This is a genomic window from Rhizobium sp. LARHSG275 (assembly GCF_052871115.1).
Map to the genome: position 1 here is coordinate 20,101 of NZ_JBIXJN010000033.1, position 15,441 is coordinate 35,541.

General features: G+C 62.1%; 15 protein-coding genes. 2 read left to right on the forward strand and 13 right to left on the reverse strand.

The annotated features are described in order from the left end of the window. The first annotated feature begins 145 nt into the window (after window positions 1-145). Window positions 146-1,222 carry a DUF2252 family protein gene (locus ACIPSK_RS30680; protein ID WP_162115467.1) on the forward strand — a complete coding sequence of 359 codons (1,077 nt, stop codon included), beginning with the start codon at window positions 146-148 and terminating at the stop codon, window positions 1,220-1,222. Window positions 1,223-1,340: 118 nt separating this feature from the next. Here the strand turns inward: ACIPSK_RS30680 and ACIPSK_RS30685 are convergent, their stop codons facing one another. From ACIPSK_RS30685 to ACIPSK_RS30725, 9 genes are all read right to left on the reverse strand, one after another. Beyond that, complete coding sequence (locus tag ACIPSK_RS30685) at window positions 1,341-2,420, reverse strand: DUF1513 domain-containing protein (RefSeq protein ID WP_162115466.1); 1,080 nt, start codon at window positions 2,418-2,420, stop codon at window positions 1,341-1,343. A 4-nt stretch (window positions 2,421-2,424) separates the two neighbouring features. Beyond that, window positions 2,425-3,525, reverse strand: coding sequence for an imelysin family protein (locus tag ACIPSK_RS30690; protein WP_162115465.1), 1,101 nt, complete (start codon window positions 3,523-3,525; stop codon window positions 2,425-2,427). Next, window positions 3,525-5,063, reverse strand: coding sequence for a di-heme oxidoreductase family protein (locus tag ACIPSK_RS30695; RefSeq protein WP_162115464.1), 1,539 nt, complete (start codon window positions 5,061-5,063; stop codon window positions 3,525-3,527). The genes ACIPSK_RS30690 and ACIPSK_RS30695 overlap by 1 nt, the downstream gene beginning before the upstream one ends. Window positions 5,064-5,110: 47 nt before the next feature. Beyond that, window positions 5,111-6,388, reverse strand: coding sequence for an imelysin family protein (locus tag ACIPSK_RS30700; RefSeq protein ID WP_162115463.1), 1,278 nt, complete (start codon window positions 6,386-6,388; stop codon window positions 5,111-5,113). A 283-nt stretch (window positions 6,389-6,671) separates the two neighbouring features. Further along, complete coding sequence (locus tag ACIPSK_RS30705; RefSeq protein WP_162115462.1) at window positions 6,672-7,961, reverse strand: RsmB/NOP family class I SAM-dependent RNA methyltransferase; 1,290 nt, start codon at window positions 7,959-7,961, stop codon at window positions 6,672-6,674. A 144-nt stretch (window positions 7,962-8,105) separates the two neighbouring features. Further along, window positions 8,106-8,468 carry a septal ring lytic transglycosylase RlpA family protein gene (locus tag ACIPSK_RS30710; RefSeq protein ID WP_162115461.1) on the reverse strand — a complete coding sequence of 121 codons (363 nt, stop codon included), beginning with the start codon at window positions 8,466-8,468 and terminating at the stop codon, window positions 8,106-8,108. Window positions 8,469-8,874: 406 nt separating this feature from the next. Beyond that, entirely contained in the window at window positions 8,875-9,744 is an 870-nt protein-coding gene (locus ACIPSK_RS30715) for an SDR family oxidoreductase (RefSeq protein ID WP_162115460.1), read from the reverse strand. Beyond that, window positions 9,744-10,901, reverse strand: coding sequence for a tRNA epoxyqueuosine(34) reductase QueG (gene queG / locus ACIPSK_RS30720; protein WP_162115459.1), 1,158 nt, complete (start codon window positions 10,899-10,901; stop codon window positions 9,744-9,746). The genes ACIPSK_RS30715 and queG overlap by 1 nt, the downstream gene beginning before the upstream one ends. A gap of 12 nt (window positions 10,902-10,913) precedes the next feature. Beyond that, entirely contained in the window at window positions 10,914-11,606 is a 693-nt protein-coding gene (locus tag ACIPSK_RS30725; protein ID WP_162115458.1) for a glutathione S-transferase family protein, read from the reverse strand. A gap of 232 nt (window positions 11,607-11,838) precedes the next feature. On the opposite strand from ACIPSK_RS30725, the gene ACIPSK_RS30730 reads away from it, so the two are divergent. Continuing rightward, the gene (locus tag ACIPSK_RS30730; RefSeq protein WP_162115457.1) at window positions 11,839-12,636 is read left to right on the forward strand and encodes an undecaprenyl-diphosphate phosphatase; all 798 of its coding nucleotides are present in this window, start codon (window positions 11,839-11,841) and stop codon (window positions 12,634-12,636) included. Between the two features lie 244 nt (window positions 12,637-12,880). On the opposite strand, the gene ACIPSK_RS30735 is transcribed toward ACIPSK_RS30730, so the two are convergent. The 4 genes from ACIPSK_RS30735 to pyrF all read right to left on the reverse strand — a co-directional run bounded on the left by ACIPSK_RS30735 (window position 12,881) and on the right by pyrF (window position 15,439). After that, window positions 12,881-13,033: a hypothetical protein gene (locus tag ACIPSK_RS30735; RefSeq protein WP_003544729.1), complete on the reverse strand. Its 153-nt coding sequence runs from the start codon at window positions 13,031-13,033 to the stop codon at window positions 12,881-12,883. A gap of 287 nt (window positions 13,034-13,320) precedes the next feature. Further along, window positions 13,321-14,301, reverse strand: a complete 981-nt coding sequence (locus ACIPSK_RS30740) for a complex I NDUFA9 subunit family protein (protein ID WP_162115456.1) — start codon at window positions 14,299-14,301, stop codon at window positions 13,321-13,323. Window positions 14,302-14,414: 113 nt separating this feature from the next. Further along, window positions 14,415-14,702 (reverse strand): DUF1330 domain-containing protein, encoded by a 288-nt coding sequence (locus ACIPSK_RS30745; RefSeq protein ID WP_017990037.1) that lies wholly within the window; start codon window positions 14,700-14,702, stop codon window positions 14,415-14,417. Between the two features lie 29 nt (window positions 14,703-14,731). Beyond that, a complete protein-coding gene (gene pyrF / locus ACIPSK_RS30750) occupies window positions 14,732-15,439 on the reverse strand; it encodes an orotidine-5'-phosphate decarboxylase (RefSeq protein ID WP_017966664.1) in 708 nt (235 codons plus the stop codon). Window positions 15,440-15,441 lie beyond the last annotated feature (2 nt).

Genomic DNA, 15,441 nt, shown 5'->3' on the forward strand with positions numbered 1-15,441 from the left:
CTTTCCGTCGCCGGGCAAGCCGGTACCGCTGGCCAATACCGCTGGCCAGTACCGCTTGATTATGGCGATCCGATGCGAAGACGATTGCAGCTTCGCGCGGTGTGCGTATTCTCCGCATCGGGTCGCGAAATGATGGAGCGCCGGCATGACGACGATATCGCAATCGGTCCGGAATTTCGAGACCTGGCTGGCCGGCGAACTCGGCGACGATCTCGTCAAGGACGATCTCAGGGAGAAGCACGAGAAGATGCGAAGCGGCGATTTCGTCTTCCTGCGCGCCACCTATTGGCGCTGGTGCGAGATCATCCTCGATATCTGTCCGGAACTCACAGGCGCGCCCGAGGTGCTGGCGATCGGCGATACGCATCTGGAGAATTTCGGCACCTGGCGCGATATCGAGGGCCGGCTCGTCTGGGGCGTCAATGATTTCGACGACGCGGCGGTGATGCCCTATGCATTTGATCTCGTTCGGCTTGCGGCAAGCGCCGTCTTGGCGCGCGGTGACGACGGTCCCTCGGTTCGCATGATCGGCGAATTGATCTTGAGCGGCTATCGCAGGGGCCTTGAAAATCCGCTGCCCGTCATCCTCGAGCGCGACCACAAATGGCTGCGCAAGGCGTTGATGCTGCCGAATTCCGGACGCAGGGAATTCTGGGAGAAATACGAAATGTTGCTTCCCGGCAGCAAGCCGCCGCCACCAGCCTACGCCAAGGCGCTCGCCGCCGCGCTGCCGTCCGGGGCGGAGCCCTTCGTGCCAAAGCCGCGCAGCGGCGGCACCGGCAGTCTCGGCCGGCCGCGTTTCGTCGCCTATGCCGAATGGCAGGGCGGGCCGGTGCTGCGTGAGGCAAAGGCGCTGCTGCCGTCGGCCTGGTCGCTTCGCCACAGGCCACAGGACGTGGCGATCCATGCAAGCGAGATCGCCAATGGGCGGGCGCGCTCAGCCGATCCGCACTACCGGGTTTCCGGCCGCATCCTCGTGCGCCGGCTCTCGCCGAACAGCTGCAAGATCGAAATCGACCGGCGTCCCGAGATCCTGCTTTCGCCGACAATGCTCGAACTGATGGGCTTTGAGATCGCCAATTGCCATTCCGACGATGCGGCAGCGGTTGCGGCGATCCTGAAGGATCTGGCGGTGCGGGGAAACGAATGGCTGCACGAGGCGGCAAGAGCCGCGGCATCGAGCGTCAGCGCCGAGCAGAAAGCCTATTCGCGTTCCGGCTAGAGCGGTTCAGCTTTTAACGGAAACGCAGGACCGCTCTAGGCTTTGGTTTTTACGCAATTCCGGACGGAAAACCGCTTCACACTTTTCCTGGAATTGCTCTGAAGCTCTGCTTCCGTGATCAGATCCGCACGATGTGCTGATCCCAGGCGACGTCGCTGCGGGTCGACAGGAAATCGCCGTCATAGGAGGAGACGGCAAAGCCGCTCTTTGCCGGCGCGATGCCCGCTGCATCCGGAATGGTCGCTTCGGCCAGCACCTTGCCCGTCCTTGCGTCGATCGTCACCGAGGCGCCGCCCTTCGGTGAGGTGATGCCGACGAGACCTTCGCTGCGATTGACCGCGATCGCTCCGACGTAATTGGCTAGCCGGCGCGTCGTCTCCTCCGGCAGGTCGATGAAGGAGAGATTCTCGCCCTTGGCGAAATGGCCGACAAGCGGCGGCAAATCCTTGCGGTGACCTTCATACTGGCAGGCGAACCAGATGCGGCCCTCGCCGTCGAGATCGACGTGGCGGGTGGAGAGTTCCGCCCATTCCGCCGGCAGCACATGTTTTTCGATCAGCGCCCCGGTCGCCGCATCGATCAGCGCCAGCGACGGCTGCATCTCGCCGAGATTGAGCTTGGTGCGGCCGAAATCCGGATGTGTCTCGATGCCGCCATTGGCGACGATGAGCAGGCGTCCGTCGTCGGAAACCGTCATGTCGTGCGGGCCGATGCCGTAGGTCTCGAATTCGCCGATGCGGGTGAAGCGGTCGGTGGCGTCGTAGAGTCCGATCATGCCGCGATTGCCGTCGAAGTCGTTCTCGCTGGCATAGAGCAGACAACCATCGGGAGAGAAAGCGCCATGACCATAGAAATGCCGGCCCTCTGGCGAACTGATGGCGATCGGCTCGCCCTTGTTCCGGGGATCGAAGATCATCGCAAAGGTGCCCGGCCGGCGCGCGAAGGCGACCGTCTTGCCGGTGCTGGCGCTGAAGGCCATGCCGTGGGCGCGGGCGGGCAGCGCCACCTGATCGACGATCTCGCCGCGCTCGGTCACGGTCGCAATGGCAAAGGAGCCGTCGGCTGCCCGAATGCCCGAGGCATAGACCGCATCAGTCCGCTCCAGCGCCATCAGCGACCTTGGCGTCAAGGTGGCAAGGAAGCCGAGGCCGGCCGCCTTGACGAAGCTGCGTCGGTTGATTGCGGCACTTCGCATCATCGTCTCAATCTCCGTCCGAAAAGGAAAAGCCGGCCGAAAGGCCGATCGCTGCGCCATATTCGTCGCTGATCCGGGTGATCAGGTTGCGGCTGTCGGCAAGCAGCGTATCGAGCTTGGCCTTCTCTGCATCGCTGGTGGCGACGTCGATGTCGGGATTGAGCTTCGGTACGCTGTCGAGCAGCGATTTGAAGTCCTCGTCGATCGAGGCGGCAATCGGTTGCTTGTCCGGCGGCAGAAGCTCGGCCATGCCGGCCTTCTGCCAGAGCGTGCGCAGGCCTTCCAGATTGGCGGCCATCGATTTCCAGGTATTCTTGGAGCGCCAGTAGATCGCCATGCGCGGCCGTGGCGCAGCGTCCTTGCCCTTGTAGAACTGCTCCAGCCGCTGGTCGCGGACATTCTCCGCACCATGGACGAGAATGCCGAGCAGCGCTGTCACCGCTTCCTTGTTGTCCATGAAATCGTTGCTCTGCGGGCCTGTATGTTTCCAGCTCGCCTGCACGCCGTCGGGCTTTTCCCAGGCGGCGACGACTTCGCCGGCTTCACGCTGGATATTGCCGGCGACCGCCTGGCCGTAAAGGCAGCGGAAGCCGTTTTTCTGCCCGACGAGATCGTTGGAGCCATTGCCGTAGAGCACGTATTCCAGCGCCGTCAGGCCTTGCAGCGCAACACTCTTGCCGGCGATCGCATCGACCGTCGCATCCTTCGGATCGGCCTTGGCAATCAGCGCCTGCACCTGCTTGAGGCCGACGCCCTTGCGGTCGGGATAAAACAGGATGTGCTCGAAGAGATTGTCCTGGATAATCGGTCCGGTCTGGACGATTTCGATGATCGACCAGTAGCGGATCGTATCGTCGAAGGCGGATTTCGCCTTGTCGAGCGTCTGCTGCGTGCCGTCGCTGCAAAGATCTTTCATCGCCGTCGTCAGCCGGGCGGCCGATTGCTGCATGTTGCGATAGCCGGGACGGATCACCTCGTCGACGGCGCGCTGCATGACGGCGGGAACGGCATCCTCGTTCAGCCCTGCCGGGGGAGCTACGGTCTGGGCGGCTGCTGATGTGGCGAGGCCGATCAGAGTAAGGCAGAGCAGAGGGTGCCAAAGGCGCATCAAAGTGACTCCAGGAATGTAATCAGGGCCGCCCTGTCGTCTTTCGGCAGGGAGGAGAAAGCGTTGCGGGCCTTTTCAGCTTCGCCGCCATGCCAGAGCATCGCTTCGGTGAGGCTCCGCGCACGGCCGTCATGGAGGAAAAAGCTGTGTCCGCTGACAGTCCGGGTCAGTCCTATACCCCATAGCGGCGGCGTGCGCCATTCACGTCCGCTTGCAAGACCGACCTGCTGCCCGTCGGCAAGCCCGTCGCCCATGTCGTGCAGCAGAAAGTCGGAATAGGGCCAGATCAACTGGAAGGACTGTGCTTTTTCAGGCGTGTCCCGCCGGGTGACGAATTTCGGCACGTGGCAGGAAATGCAGCCGCTTTCGTAGAAGATCCGCTTGCCCTGCAGCGTTTCGGCGAAGCTTGCCTTGCGCCGTGCCGGAACGGCAAGGTTTTCGGAATAGAAGGTAACGAGGTCGAGAATGGGACCCGGCGCTTCTTCTGCGCCCAGCCGTTTCTGCACGCCGGTGGGCATTGGAAGGCATTTTTCTTCCGCCTTGGTGCAGTCGCCCTGCGCATCCGGCTGATCGGGCGTCGAGATGCCGATATCATTGGCGAAGGCATCGGCACTCTGGTCGCGCACCGTGGCGTTCTGCGCCTTCCAGCCGAATCGTCCGAGGGCGATCTTGCCGCTGCGATGGTCGCGCACAACCGCAGCCTTCCCCGAAATGCCGTCGCCATCGGCATCGTCCGGATCGGCATGGGCGAGGATATCGGCTTCGGGAATGGCCTCGATCAGTCCGAGGCCGATCATCGCCGAGGCGACACGTGGCGAAATCGTCGTCGCGGGATCGAGCGGTCCATAGGCGGGATTGACAACCGCATAGCTCGGCCGGCGCAGCGACACGATCTCGCCGTCGCCGAGCGTCACCCTCTCTTCGCGGTAGCTGATCGCCATCTTCCCCTCGGCAGCAAGGCCGGGAACGGCGAGGTCCTGCAGTTGATGACCGTAGACCGGATCGGGAAAATTGACGACATCGGCGCGCGCAACCGCCTTTTCTTCCTCCGGCGTCCTGGCCGCACGCGAAAGCCGCAGCAACATCGAGGTGGCGCTTGGGCCTCCCTCCGGCGGCCTGCCGCGGCCGTCATTGACATGGCAGCTCATGCAGGAGCGGGCGTTGAACAGCGGCCCGAGACCATCGGAGGCCTGCGTCGAGGACGGAGCGGACACCCAGAGCTTGCGGAAGAGCGCGTTGCCGAGCTTGAAATTCTGCTCTTCCTCGAAGGGGATATTGGCCGAAATATGCGAGAAGCTGTCCTCGGTGACAGGGTCGATCGAGGTCGCCGCCCCTGCCTGCATCGCTTCGTATTGTTCGGCCTTGGAAAAATCCGCCGTCGGCCGGGTGACGTCGGCGACACGTTGCAGATCGGCTTCGGAAAGGTCGGTGCGTTTCGTCGGCAGATCGAAACCGGCGGCGATGCTGACGGAATAACCGGCAAGTGTGGCGCAGAGCGCTGCGCTGGCGATCAATCGGCGGGCCGGGACATGCGACATTTCAGGGTCCGGGCCGCCCCGGCTTTCGAAGCGGCCCGCCTTTTTGCTTATTTGAAGACGGCGTTAGGATTATCCAAGCTGTCGGAACCTTCAAGCTGAACCGTGCCGAGATCGAGTGCGGCAATGACGCGCTGCACCGATTTCGTCTGGTCGATCAGGCCGTCGATGGCGGCCTGGACGACGGCGTTGCCGTCCTTGTTGCCCTCGCCGATCATCTGGTCGTACTTCTCGACGGTCTCGCCGCGCTTTGCCATGGCATTCATCGCATCGAGCGTCTTGTTGAGCTTGCCTTCCACTTCGGCATCGAGCGCCTTGTCCTTGGCGGCCACCAGATCGTGCAGCGACGGGCCGCTGAGCTTGGTGCCGTCGGCGCGGGTATAGTTGCCGGTATAGGCAGCAGCGATGCCGATCGCGTCGTTGAGATGCGAGTTGTAGGTATTGTCCGAGAAGCAATCATGTTCTTCTTCCGGATCGTGCAGCAAGAGGCCGAGCTTCATGCGCTCGCCGGCAAGCTCGCCATAGGAAAGCGAACCCATGCCCGTCAGGATCGCCACGAGGCCGGCCTTCGGATCGGCTTCGATGTTCTTGGTCGCCGCACCGTCCGGCGTCCAGTTGTCGGTCATTTCCTGCAGGTCGGAAACCAGCAGGGTGGAGGCGGACTTCAGATATTCGGCGCGCCGGTCGCAATTGCCGTGCGTGCAATTCTTGAGGTCGTAATCGGTTGCCGGGCGGTCGCCGGCGCCAGGGCCCGTGCCGTTCAGATCCTGTCCCCAGAGCAGGAATTCGATGGCGTGGTAGCCGGTCGCGACATTGGCTTCGATGCCGCCGGCCTCGGCCAGCGTGCCGGAGAGGAATTCCGGCGTCAGCTTGGAGGCGTCGACATCCTTGCCGTCGATCTTGATCGTCTTGTTGGCGATGACATTGGCCACATAGAGAGAATTTTCGTCGCTCTCGGTGCCGTAGGAGGCATCGACATAGTCGATCAGGCCTTCATCGAGCGGCCATGCATTGACCTTGCCTTCCCAGTCGTCGACGATCGGATTGCCGAAGCGATAGACTTCCGTCTGCTGGTAGGGAACGCGCGCCTTGATCCAGGCCTCCCTGGCGGCCTTGAGCGTCGCATCGGTCGGCGCCTTCAGGAAGGCGTCGATCGCAGCGTCGAGCGCCTTGGCCGTCGTCAGCGAGTCCTCGTATTTCGCATGCGCCACATCGGCATAGTGTTTCACCACGCTAGCGGCATCGGTCTCGGCATGCGCGGGAAGGGCGAGCAGGGCGGCGGGGGCGATCGCCAGCACGGCTGCGCGGAATTTGCGGTTGAGCTTCATGATCCTCTCCTGTGACGGATTTTCCGTCTACCGCACCGGCCCGAAAATCGGAATCGATTTTCGGAAAGCGCGATGCGTCGATTCAAAGTGTTACAGCGTCCTTTGCGCGTCTGATCAGACGCGCGGCGCTGTCATCGGGCTTCGTCTCTTCGCGCAAAAGCAAACTGGTGTCAAACACTCTAGTTTGGAATGATTTTAAGAATGGACAGGCGCGGCTAACCGGTCATTTTGAACGGAATTTGCTTGAAAAACCGGCAGCTGCGTAGGCCTCCGCTAAACCGCGTCAACCCTTGCGCTGCATGCGGCAGAAGAAGAAGCCGTCGGTATCGGTGGAGGCGGGGGTCAAAGTCACCGACAGGCCGTCGGAAGAGTGCGGACGCGGGGCGTCCTTGCCGAAGAGCTGATCCCAGGCAGGCAGGGCACTGACGATCTGAAAATCAGGATTGTCAGCCGTGAAGCGGCGCGCCTGTTCCTCGTTTTCCCGAGGCAGGACCGAGCAGGTCACATAGATCAGGTCGCCGCCTGATTTGACGAAGCCGCTCGCCTGCGCCAGCGCGTCCTGCTGCTGGGCGGTGCGCTCGTCGAGGTTCTTCGCCGTCAGCCGCCACTTCGTATCGGGGCGGCGGCGCCACGTGCCGGTGCCGGTGCAGGGTGCGTCGACCAGCACCTTGTCGCAGCGTCCGGCAAGGCCGGAGAGCGCCCTGGCGTCGTCATGCACCTGGACATTGCGTGTGCCCGCCCGCTTCAGCCGCTCGATGATCGGCGCCAGCCGTTTGCGGTCGGCGTCATAGGCGTGAACCTGTCCCTTGTTCTGCATGGCCGCCGCCATGGCGAGCGTCTTGCCGCCGCCGCCGGCGCAATAGTCGAGAACCTGTTCGCCATCATGGGCGAGCACCAGGTCGGCGACGATCTGCGATCCCTCGTCCTGAACTTCGAACCAGCCTTTCTGGAACGATAGCTCGGCTGTTACGTTGGGAAGACGCGAGGCGCCTTCGCCGGCGGCAATCCGGATACCGTGGCGGGCGATCTTCGCTGCATGCGCGTTGGCTCTTTCGAGCGCCTTGACGACCTTGTCGCGGGAGGCTTTGAGCAGGTTGGCGCGCAGATCGAGCGTCGGGCGCGCCGCGAGTGCCTGTGCCTCGGCGAGCCAGGCGGCGCCGAAGGCCTGCTCGAAGGAGGGTTGGACCCATTCGGGAATATCGCCGCGGATATGCGGCGGCGCATCGTCGAGCGAGCGGCTTTGAAAAGCCGAGACGGCGTCGGCTGAAAGCGGCGCCGGCGCGAACTTGTCATCTGCCAGCTCAGTGGCAAGACTGTCTGGCGTGAAACCCCATTGGCGGAACATGACGGCATGGGCAATGGCCGCCGCACTGTCATCATCCATCAGCCAGGCGTGGGAAAGCCGCATGCGCAGTGCGTCATAGACGATGTTGCCGATCGCTGCACGATCGCCGGAGCCGGCGAAGCGGTGCGCGAGGCCCCAGTCCTTCAGCGCGTCGGCGACGGGCCGCTTGCGGGCATCGATGTCCGCGAGCACAGAAATCGCCCCTTCGAGGCGGCCGCCCAGACGCATTCACATGTCTCCTGTTGCCGTGGCGTGGGAACGACCAGCGCAAACGCGAGTGTCACGCAGTCAATTGTTCACAAGTCTCAACCGCGTGGTAACCGCGATTGACGGCAAGAGCAAGCGCCGCTTCCGGCGCAGTCAGTGCTGGCCTCAGCTGATGATCTGGTAGCAGACCTTCGCAGTGCCGGAGCTCACCATGCCGATATTCTGTGCGGCGGCGCGCGACAGGTCGAGCACACGACCGCGGATGAACGGACCACGATCGTTGATGCGAACGACGACGGTGCGGCCATTGTTGCTGTTGGTGACCTTCACCTTGGTGCCGAAAGCAAGCGAACGATGTGCGGCAGTCAAGATGGCAGGGTTCATACGTTCCCCGGAAGCAGTTTTGGAGCGAAGTGCGTACCATGAAGCACCGCCACAGCCATTGCCAGCAAAACCTTCCGCTGGAAGCATGGAAGAACAGGCTGCAATAGTTACAGCGGCGACAATAGAACGACGTGTTTTCTTCAAAACAGAGTATCCCTCAACTATTGAACTCGCGCCCTTGCAGGCGGCGGGGCTTAAATCTGTGAAAAAGTGGCGAAAAAGTGCCGCGCATCTTCACGGAATATTACAATCTGTAACATTCGTGAGTGTGATGTCGGGATTCCGAGAATGCACGCCGCGCCCAAGAGTGGAAAAAACCTAATAAAATCAGCTAAAATCCGAACGAATTTTCCGAAGGGATAGTTAACGCCTCGGCGTTCACGAAAATCGCGAAAATATTTTTCCGATTTCGCCATATTTACTGCCACATTTGGGCAAATTCAAAGGCCGTTAACCATAAGATGCGGCGAAAATTGTCCGGCCAAAGCGGGAAAGTAGGAATTTCCTACTCATTCTGGGTGAGTGCGTCCGTCGCAAACAAGACTGCGTTCTAACCGCGCCAACATCCGTCCCGCCACAATTGCGCAAGCGACATAGGATAGTTCGGGAAGGAAAATGCGAAGCCGGCGGCCTTCAGTTTCGCATTCGAAACCCGTTTGTTCTCGCCGTAGAAAGTGCGCGCCATCGGCGTCAATTCGGCGGTCTCGAAGTTCTGCTCCGGCGGCGGTTCCACCCCCATCAGGCGGGCTGCCTCGACGATCACATCCTGCGGCGGGCCGGGTCGGTCGTCGGTGACATTATAGATGCCGCCGAGGCCGCGCTCCGACAGGAAACGCGTCGCCGCGCCGATATCCTCGACGCGGATGCGGTTGAACACCTGGTCCTTCTTGATCAGCCGTCGCGCCGTGCCCTTGTCCAGATTGCAGAAGGCGTTGCGTCCCGGCCCATAGATTCCGGAAAGGCGAAGCACCGCCGCCGGCACGCTGCGCTCCCGGCCCATTGCCAGCCAGCCCTCTTCCGCCTCGAGCCGCTCGGTCGACCGGCCGGAAACGGGCAGGCACGCCGTTTCCTCACTCACCCAGGCGCCCTGGTGATCGCCATAGACGCCGACGGTCGAGAGATAACCGATCCATTCGAGCTTCGGCAGCAGGTATGCGCCGTCTTTACCGAGCAGCCGCAGCAGTGGGTCGGCCTTGCCAGGGGCGATCGACTGCACCAGATGAGTGACGCCGTCCAAAGCCTGGCGCAGCCCCCCTTCCATACTCTCTCCATCGAAAAGGAAAGCTTCGATGCCGTTCTGGCGGAGCGCGTCCATCTTGTCAGGCGAGCGCGTGGTGCCGGAAACCCGCACGCCGTCGCCGGTAAAGGCCTTGGCGATCGCCGTGCCGGAATAACCGCAGCCAAAGATCATCACATGCATCAGCCCACTCCCGCCAATCGCCATTCGTTCAGGACGTCGTCATCTCTCTCATCCGCCCTTTGTGCGGCAAAGGCCGCAAATTCGCCAGCCTCCATCAGCCGCGAAAGCGCCCAGACCGCCATGCCGCGCACCACGGGCGAGGGATCCTCCGAAAGCAGACGACAAGGCCCGATGAGCGCCTTGTCGCCGGAATTACCGGCGGCGATCAGCACGTTGCGGATAAAGCGGTCGCGGCCGATCCGCTTCACCGGCGAGCCGCTGAAAAAGGCACGGAAGGCGGCATCGTCAAGCGTCAGCAGAAAGGCGATCGACGGCTCCTTCAGATCTTCCCGCGCCTGTAGCTTCATCTCGGAGGCAGACCTTGCGAACTTGTTCCAAGGACAGACGGCAAGACAGTCGTCGCAGCCATAGATGCGGTTGCCGATCAGCCCGCGCAGATCGGGATCGATCGGTCCCTTGTGCTCGATGGTGAGATAGGAGATGCAGCGCCGCGCATCGATCTGGTAAGGCGCCGGGAAGGCAGCCGTCGGACAGATGTCAAGGCAGGCGCGGCAGGAACCGCAATGATCGATTTCCGCTTCATCGATCACGAGATCGGCGGTGGTGAACATCGTGCCGAGGAACAGCCAGGAACCGTGCGTGCGGCTGACGAGATTGGTGTGTTTGCCCTGCCAGCCGAGCCCGGCCGCCGCCGCCAGCGGTTTCTCCATGACCGGCGCCGTATCGACGAACACTTTGACATCGGCGCCCGCCCGCGCCGCAAAGCGCGTGGCGATCTCCTTCAGCCGGCCCTTGATGACGTCGTGATAATCGCGGTTGCGGGCATAGACGGAGATCGCTGCCTTATCAGGCTTGTCGAGAATGCCGCGCGGATCTTCCTCCGGGGCGTAGTTGAGGCCGAAGACGACGACGGATCGCACCTCGCTCCACAGCGTGCGCGGATCGCCGCGCCGCTCGCGCGTCTCCGCCATCCAGTCCATCGTCCCGTGGCGCCCGGCATCGATGAACTGGCCGAGACGCTCCTTGGCTTCGGGGATCGCGTCCGGGCGCGTGATACGGCAGAGATCGAAGCCCTTGGCGGCAGATTCCGTCCGGACGAACTCGGTCAAATTGTCGCGGCGCCGGCGCTCTTTGTCATCATTGTTAGCTTCGGGCATGAAGAGCCCTCGTCAGAAATCCAGATCGGCATAGTGGGAAACCGGCGTCAGGCCGCGTACGCGCTCGGTCAGCATCGGCCGGAAGGATGGACGCGACTTCAGCCGCTGGTACCAGTCCTTGACGACGGGCGAATCCGCCCACTCGATTTCGCCGAGATAATCGAGGATCGAGATCGAGGCCGCGGCGGCAAGGTCGGCATAGCTCATCCGCTCGCCGGCCAGCCACTGACGCGAGCCGGCAAGCCAGGTGAGATAACGCATGTGCTGGCGGATATTCGCGCGGGCCGTGCGCAAAACCTTCGAATCCGGCGCTCCGCCGCCCTGATCGGCGCTCATCTGCAACTTATAGACACGCTCGCGGGCGAGCGGCTTGGTCACGTCGTTTTCCATCTTCTGCATGAACCATTCGGTCAGCCGGCGGATTTCCGCCCGCTGGAAAGGGTCTTCGGCGAGCAGCCGCCGGTCGCGTTTCAAGACGCCGTGCGTCTCGTCCAGATATTCGGAAATGACGCTCGTGCCGCAAAGCGCGCGCATGCTGTCGTCGACATAGACCGGCAGGGTGCCGGCCGGATTGAGCGCTAGGAAATCCCGGCGCTTCTCCCATGTCTGCTCCTCGATCAGATCCGCCTGATAGCCGTATTCCGCCAGGATCAGCCGAACGAAGCGAGATGCGGATGACATGGGATGATGATAAAGCGTGGGCATCGATACTCGGGCGTTGTGATTGCTGTTACAGGACCGTGTGGGAGCTCGATTATAGCGCCCTAGTCATGACTCATTGGTTGAAGCTATAGGAGTTTGACCCCGCCAATACAAGCGAATCGGATTTTTCGGGCCATCTGATAATGGCGAAACACGGTCTAACGAACGAATGGAAGCGGCAGCCCGATCGGCCCAAGCGCTCAGGCCCGACCGAACTTTAAACCGGAGACAATGTATGGATTATATAAATGCTGCAATTCTCGGTGTCATAGAGGGAATCACCGAGTTCCTGCCGATCTCGAGCACCGGCCATCTGATCATTGCCGAGCAATGGCTCGGACATCGGTCGGATATGTTCAACATCGTCATTCAGGCGGGCGCTATCCTCGCCGTCACCATCATCTACTGGCGTCGTCTGCTGGATCTGGTGCTTGGCTGGCGCGACCCCGCCAACCGCGATTATGCCGCCAAGCTGATCGTCGCCTTTCTCATCACCGCGATTCTCGGACTTATCGTCAAGAAGCTCGGCTTTGAACTTCCGGAGACCGCAACACCGATCGCCTGGGCGCTCATCATCGGCGGTATCTGGATGATCTTTGCCGAATGGGCCGCCGCCCGCAGGCCGCCGCATAAGGAGATCACCTGGCTTGTCGCCATCCTGGTCGGCATCGCCCAGATCGTTGCCGGCGTCTTCCCGGGAACCTCGCGCTCCGGCGCTACGATTTTCGTCGCGATGCTGGCGGGTACCGGTAACCGCGCCGCGGCGACCGAATTCGCCTTTCTCGTCGGCATACCCACAATGTATGCCGCCAGCGGCTATGAATTGCTGAAGACGTTTAAGGATGGCGGAGCGGCAGGCGAAGACTGGACGGCGCTCGGCATCGCCTTCGTCGTTTCCACCGTCGTCGCCTTCATCGCGGTCAAATGGCTGCTTGCTTACATCAGAAGCAACCGATTTACCCTGTTTGCCATCTACCGCATCATTCTCGGTGTCTTGCTGCTCGGCATGGCCGCGACCGGCTTGATTGCCTGAGACATCCATCCCGCATTGCATTCGCGCAACTCCCGGCGCGAATGCAAATGCCCCGCCGGACCGCACAAGCAGGCACCCGATTACCGGCAAGGTGCCGATCTTTCAGTTAGCCATTAAGGGGATACGCTCCCGTCGCCCTTTCGATGCAGGCGAGACGTAACGTTCACTGTGGAGTGCCCTGTTTCAGGCATTCCGATCGACTGCTTGCTTGGAGCAGGATGCCGGCGCGGGGCTGGGCTTTTCGTCAATGGATGATCGAAGCCGTCGAGCAAGGATCGACGCCGTAGGCCGGCGAGCAATCGCCCTTCACCGCCGCGACCGAACCGGGCGCAACGAAAGAGCCTGCAAGGATAACCAGCGCCGCACACGCAAACAGGAGCGCGATTGACTTGCCCATCGAGAATTGCCTTTCACAGTGATTGTCGCGCGCGACCACAGGCGTTGAGTCCGTTGGAAGACGCGCGGGTTTGGTAGTCAGTGGAATGGCAAATAGCAATAAACGTTCCCGCTAAATTTGGCGTTAATTCCACAAAAATTCCGATGCGTCTTTTATGCAACGCCGCTGAATATGCCGAGCACCAGAACACTTCAAACTTGCGCCGGGCTTTGCGGGACACGGCAACGCCAAAAAAGGCCGCCCGCGGGATCCGCAGACGGCCAAATCTCATCGTCTGGAAAAGATGCTCAGGCGGCCTTGCCGGTGCCGGTGTATTGGCCGTGCGGACGATAGTGCACGAGATAGGAGCCGAGCACCGATGCCACCATGGTGGGCGCAATGCCGATGCCCTTCAGCGTGCGGCCCTCCGCCTCCGCTTCTCTCGAGACGACATTGTCGCGCTTCAGCAGGCGCACCTGATCCGGCGTGATCGGCGGCGTTATGAAGGGGATCAGCGAGGCGATGCTGCCGATCATCGAAGCGATGCCGAAGGGCAGGGATATCAGCCGGTTCTTGCGGCACGTTACTTTCAGCATCGTCTCGAGACATTCGCGGAAGCTGAGCACCTCCGGCCCGCCAAGCTCATAGACTCGGCCGCCGGCGACCTTGCCGTCGACGGCGCGGGCGACGGCCTCGGCGACATCCTCGACATAGACGGGCTGGAATTTCGTCTTGCCGCCGCCGACGAGCGGCAGGATCGGCGACATGCGTGCCATCTCGGCGAATTTGTTGAAGAAGCTGTCCTCTGGTCCGAAGACAATCGACGGACGGAAGATCACTGCATCGGGCTTGACCGAGAGGATGGCCGTTTCGGCGCGGCCCTTGGTGCGGCCATAGTCGGAATCGGATTTCGCGTCGGCGCCGATCGCCGAAATATGCGTCAGCGTCGCACCTGCGCCGCGCGCCGCCTCAGCAATCGCACGGCCGCCGAATTCCTGCACGGCGTCGAAAGTGTTGCGGCCGGTTTCGTGCAGAATGCCGACGCAGTTGACGACGTGGCTCGCACCGTCGACGGCGCGGTCGATCGAGCTGCGATAGCGCAGGTTCGCCTGCACGAAAGAGATCTGACCGACATTGCCGAGCGGCTGCAGGAAACCGGCGAGGTCGGGACGGCGCACGGCGACGCGGATGCGATAGCCGCGCTTGGCCAGCGCCCGAACCACGTGCCTGCCCACGAAGCCAGACCCTCCGAATACGGTGACGAGCGGCGGCAGGTTGGCAAGGGTCATGGCAGGCTCCTCGAAAGGCTTTGCGGGATGCTTGATTGGCTCTCGTCTTAGCCGAATCCCGGCGCGACGGGAAGGCCCATCACACCGTCAGTTTTTTAGGGTACAACGTCGCTCTAGACGCCTTCGACGACGACCATTTCCGCATCCGCGACTTCCTGGCGGATTTTCGCGGCGATCTGGTATTCCGGCGAATTATAGCAGTCGACCGCATGCTGCATCGAGGGGAATTCGATCACCACGTTGCGGACGCGCGCCTTGCCCTCGAGTTCGGTGAAGGCGCCGCCGCGTGCCAGGAAATTCGCGCCATATTTTTCGAAGGCCGGCTTGGCCGCCGTCACGTAATCCTTGTAGCGCTCGGCATCGCGAACGTCGACGCGGGCGATCCAGTATCCTTTGGCCATGGTCTTCTCCCTTTTGTCCCTGAATCTGGTTAGCGGTTTGCCGGCCAGAGTGCGCTCACCATCTCGCTGAGGATCGCGCGGGCGGCATCTCGGGGATCCGGCGCCTTGACGACAGGCCGGCCGACAACGAGATGCGTCGCTCCCGCCTTCAGCGCGTCGAAAGGTGTCATCACCCGCTTCTGGTCGCCCCTGTCGCTACCATCAGGGCGAATGCCGGGGGTGACGATCGCCAGGTCGGGTCCGACGATTTCGCGCACTGCTGTCGCTTCCTCCGCCGAGCAGACGATACCGCCCATGCCGGCTGCGCGCGCCTGTTCGGCGCGGCGCAGCACCAGGCTGTGCGGATCCTGGCTGTAGCCGGCCTCGGCAAGGTCATCGGCATCCATCGAGGTCAGCACGGTCACGCCGAGCAGACAGAGGCCGGAGCCGGCCGCGGCCTCGACCGCCGCCTTCATTGCTTTCGGATAGGCGTGCAGCGTCAGCATCGACATGCCCATCTTGGCGATGTTCTCGACGCCGGAGGCGACAGTGTTGTCGATGTCGAGCAGCTTCATGTCGAGGAAGATCTTCTTGCCGCTGGCGGCAAGATCGCGGGCGAATTCCAGGCCGCCGGCAAAGACCAGCTGATAGCCGATCTTATAGAAGAGAATGTCGTCGCCGAGCGTGGAAACCAGTCTTTCCGCCTCGCCGATCGTTGGAACATCCAGGCCGACGATCAACCGCTCGCGTGCGTCCATCT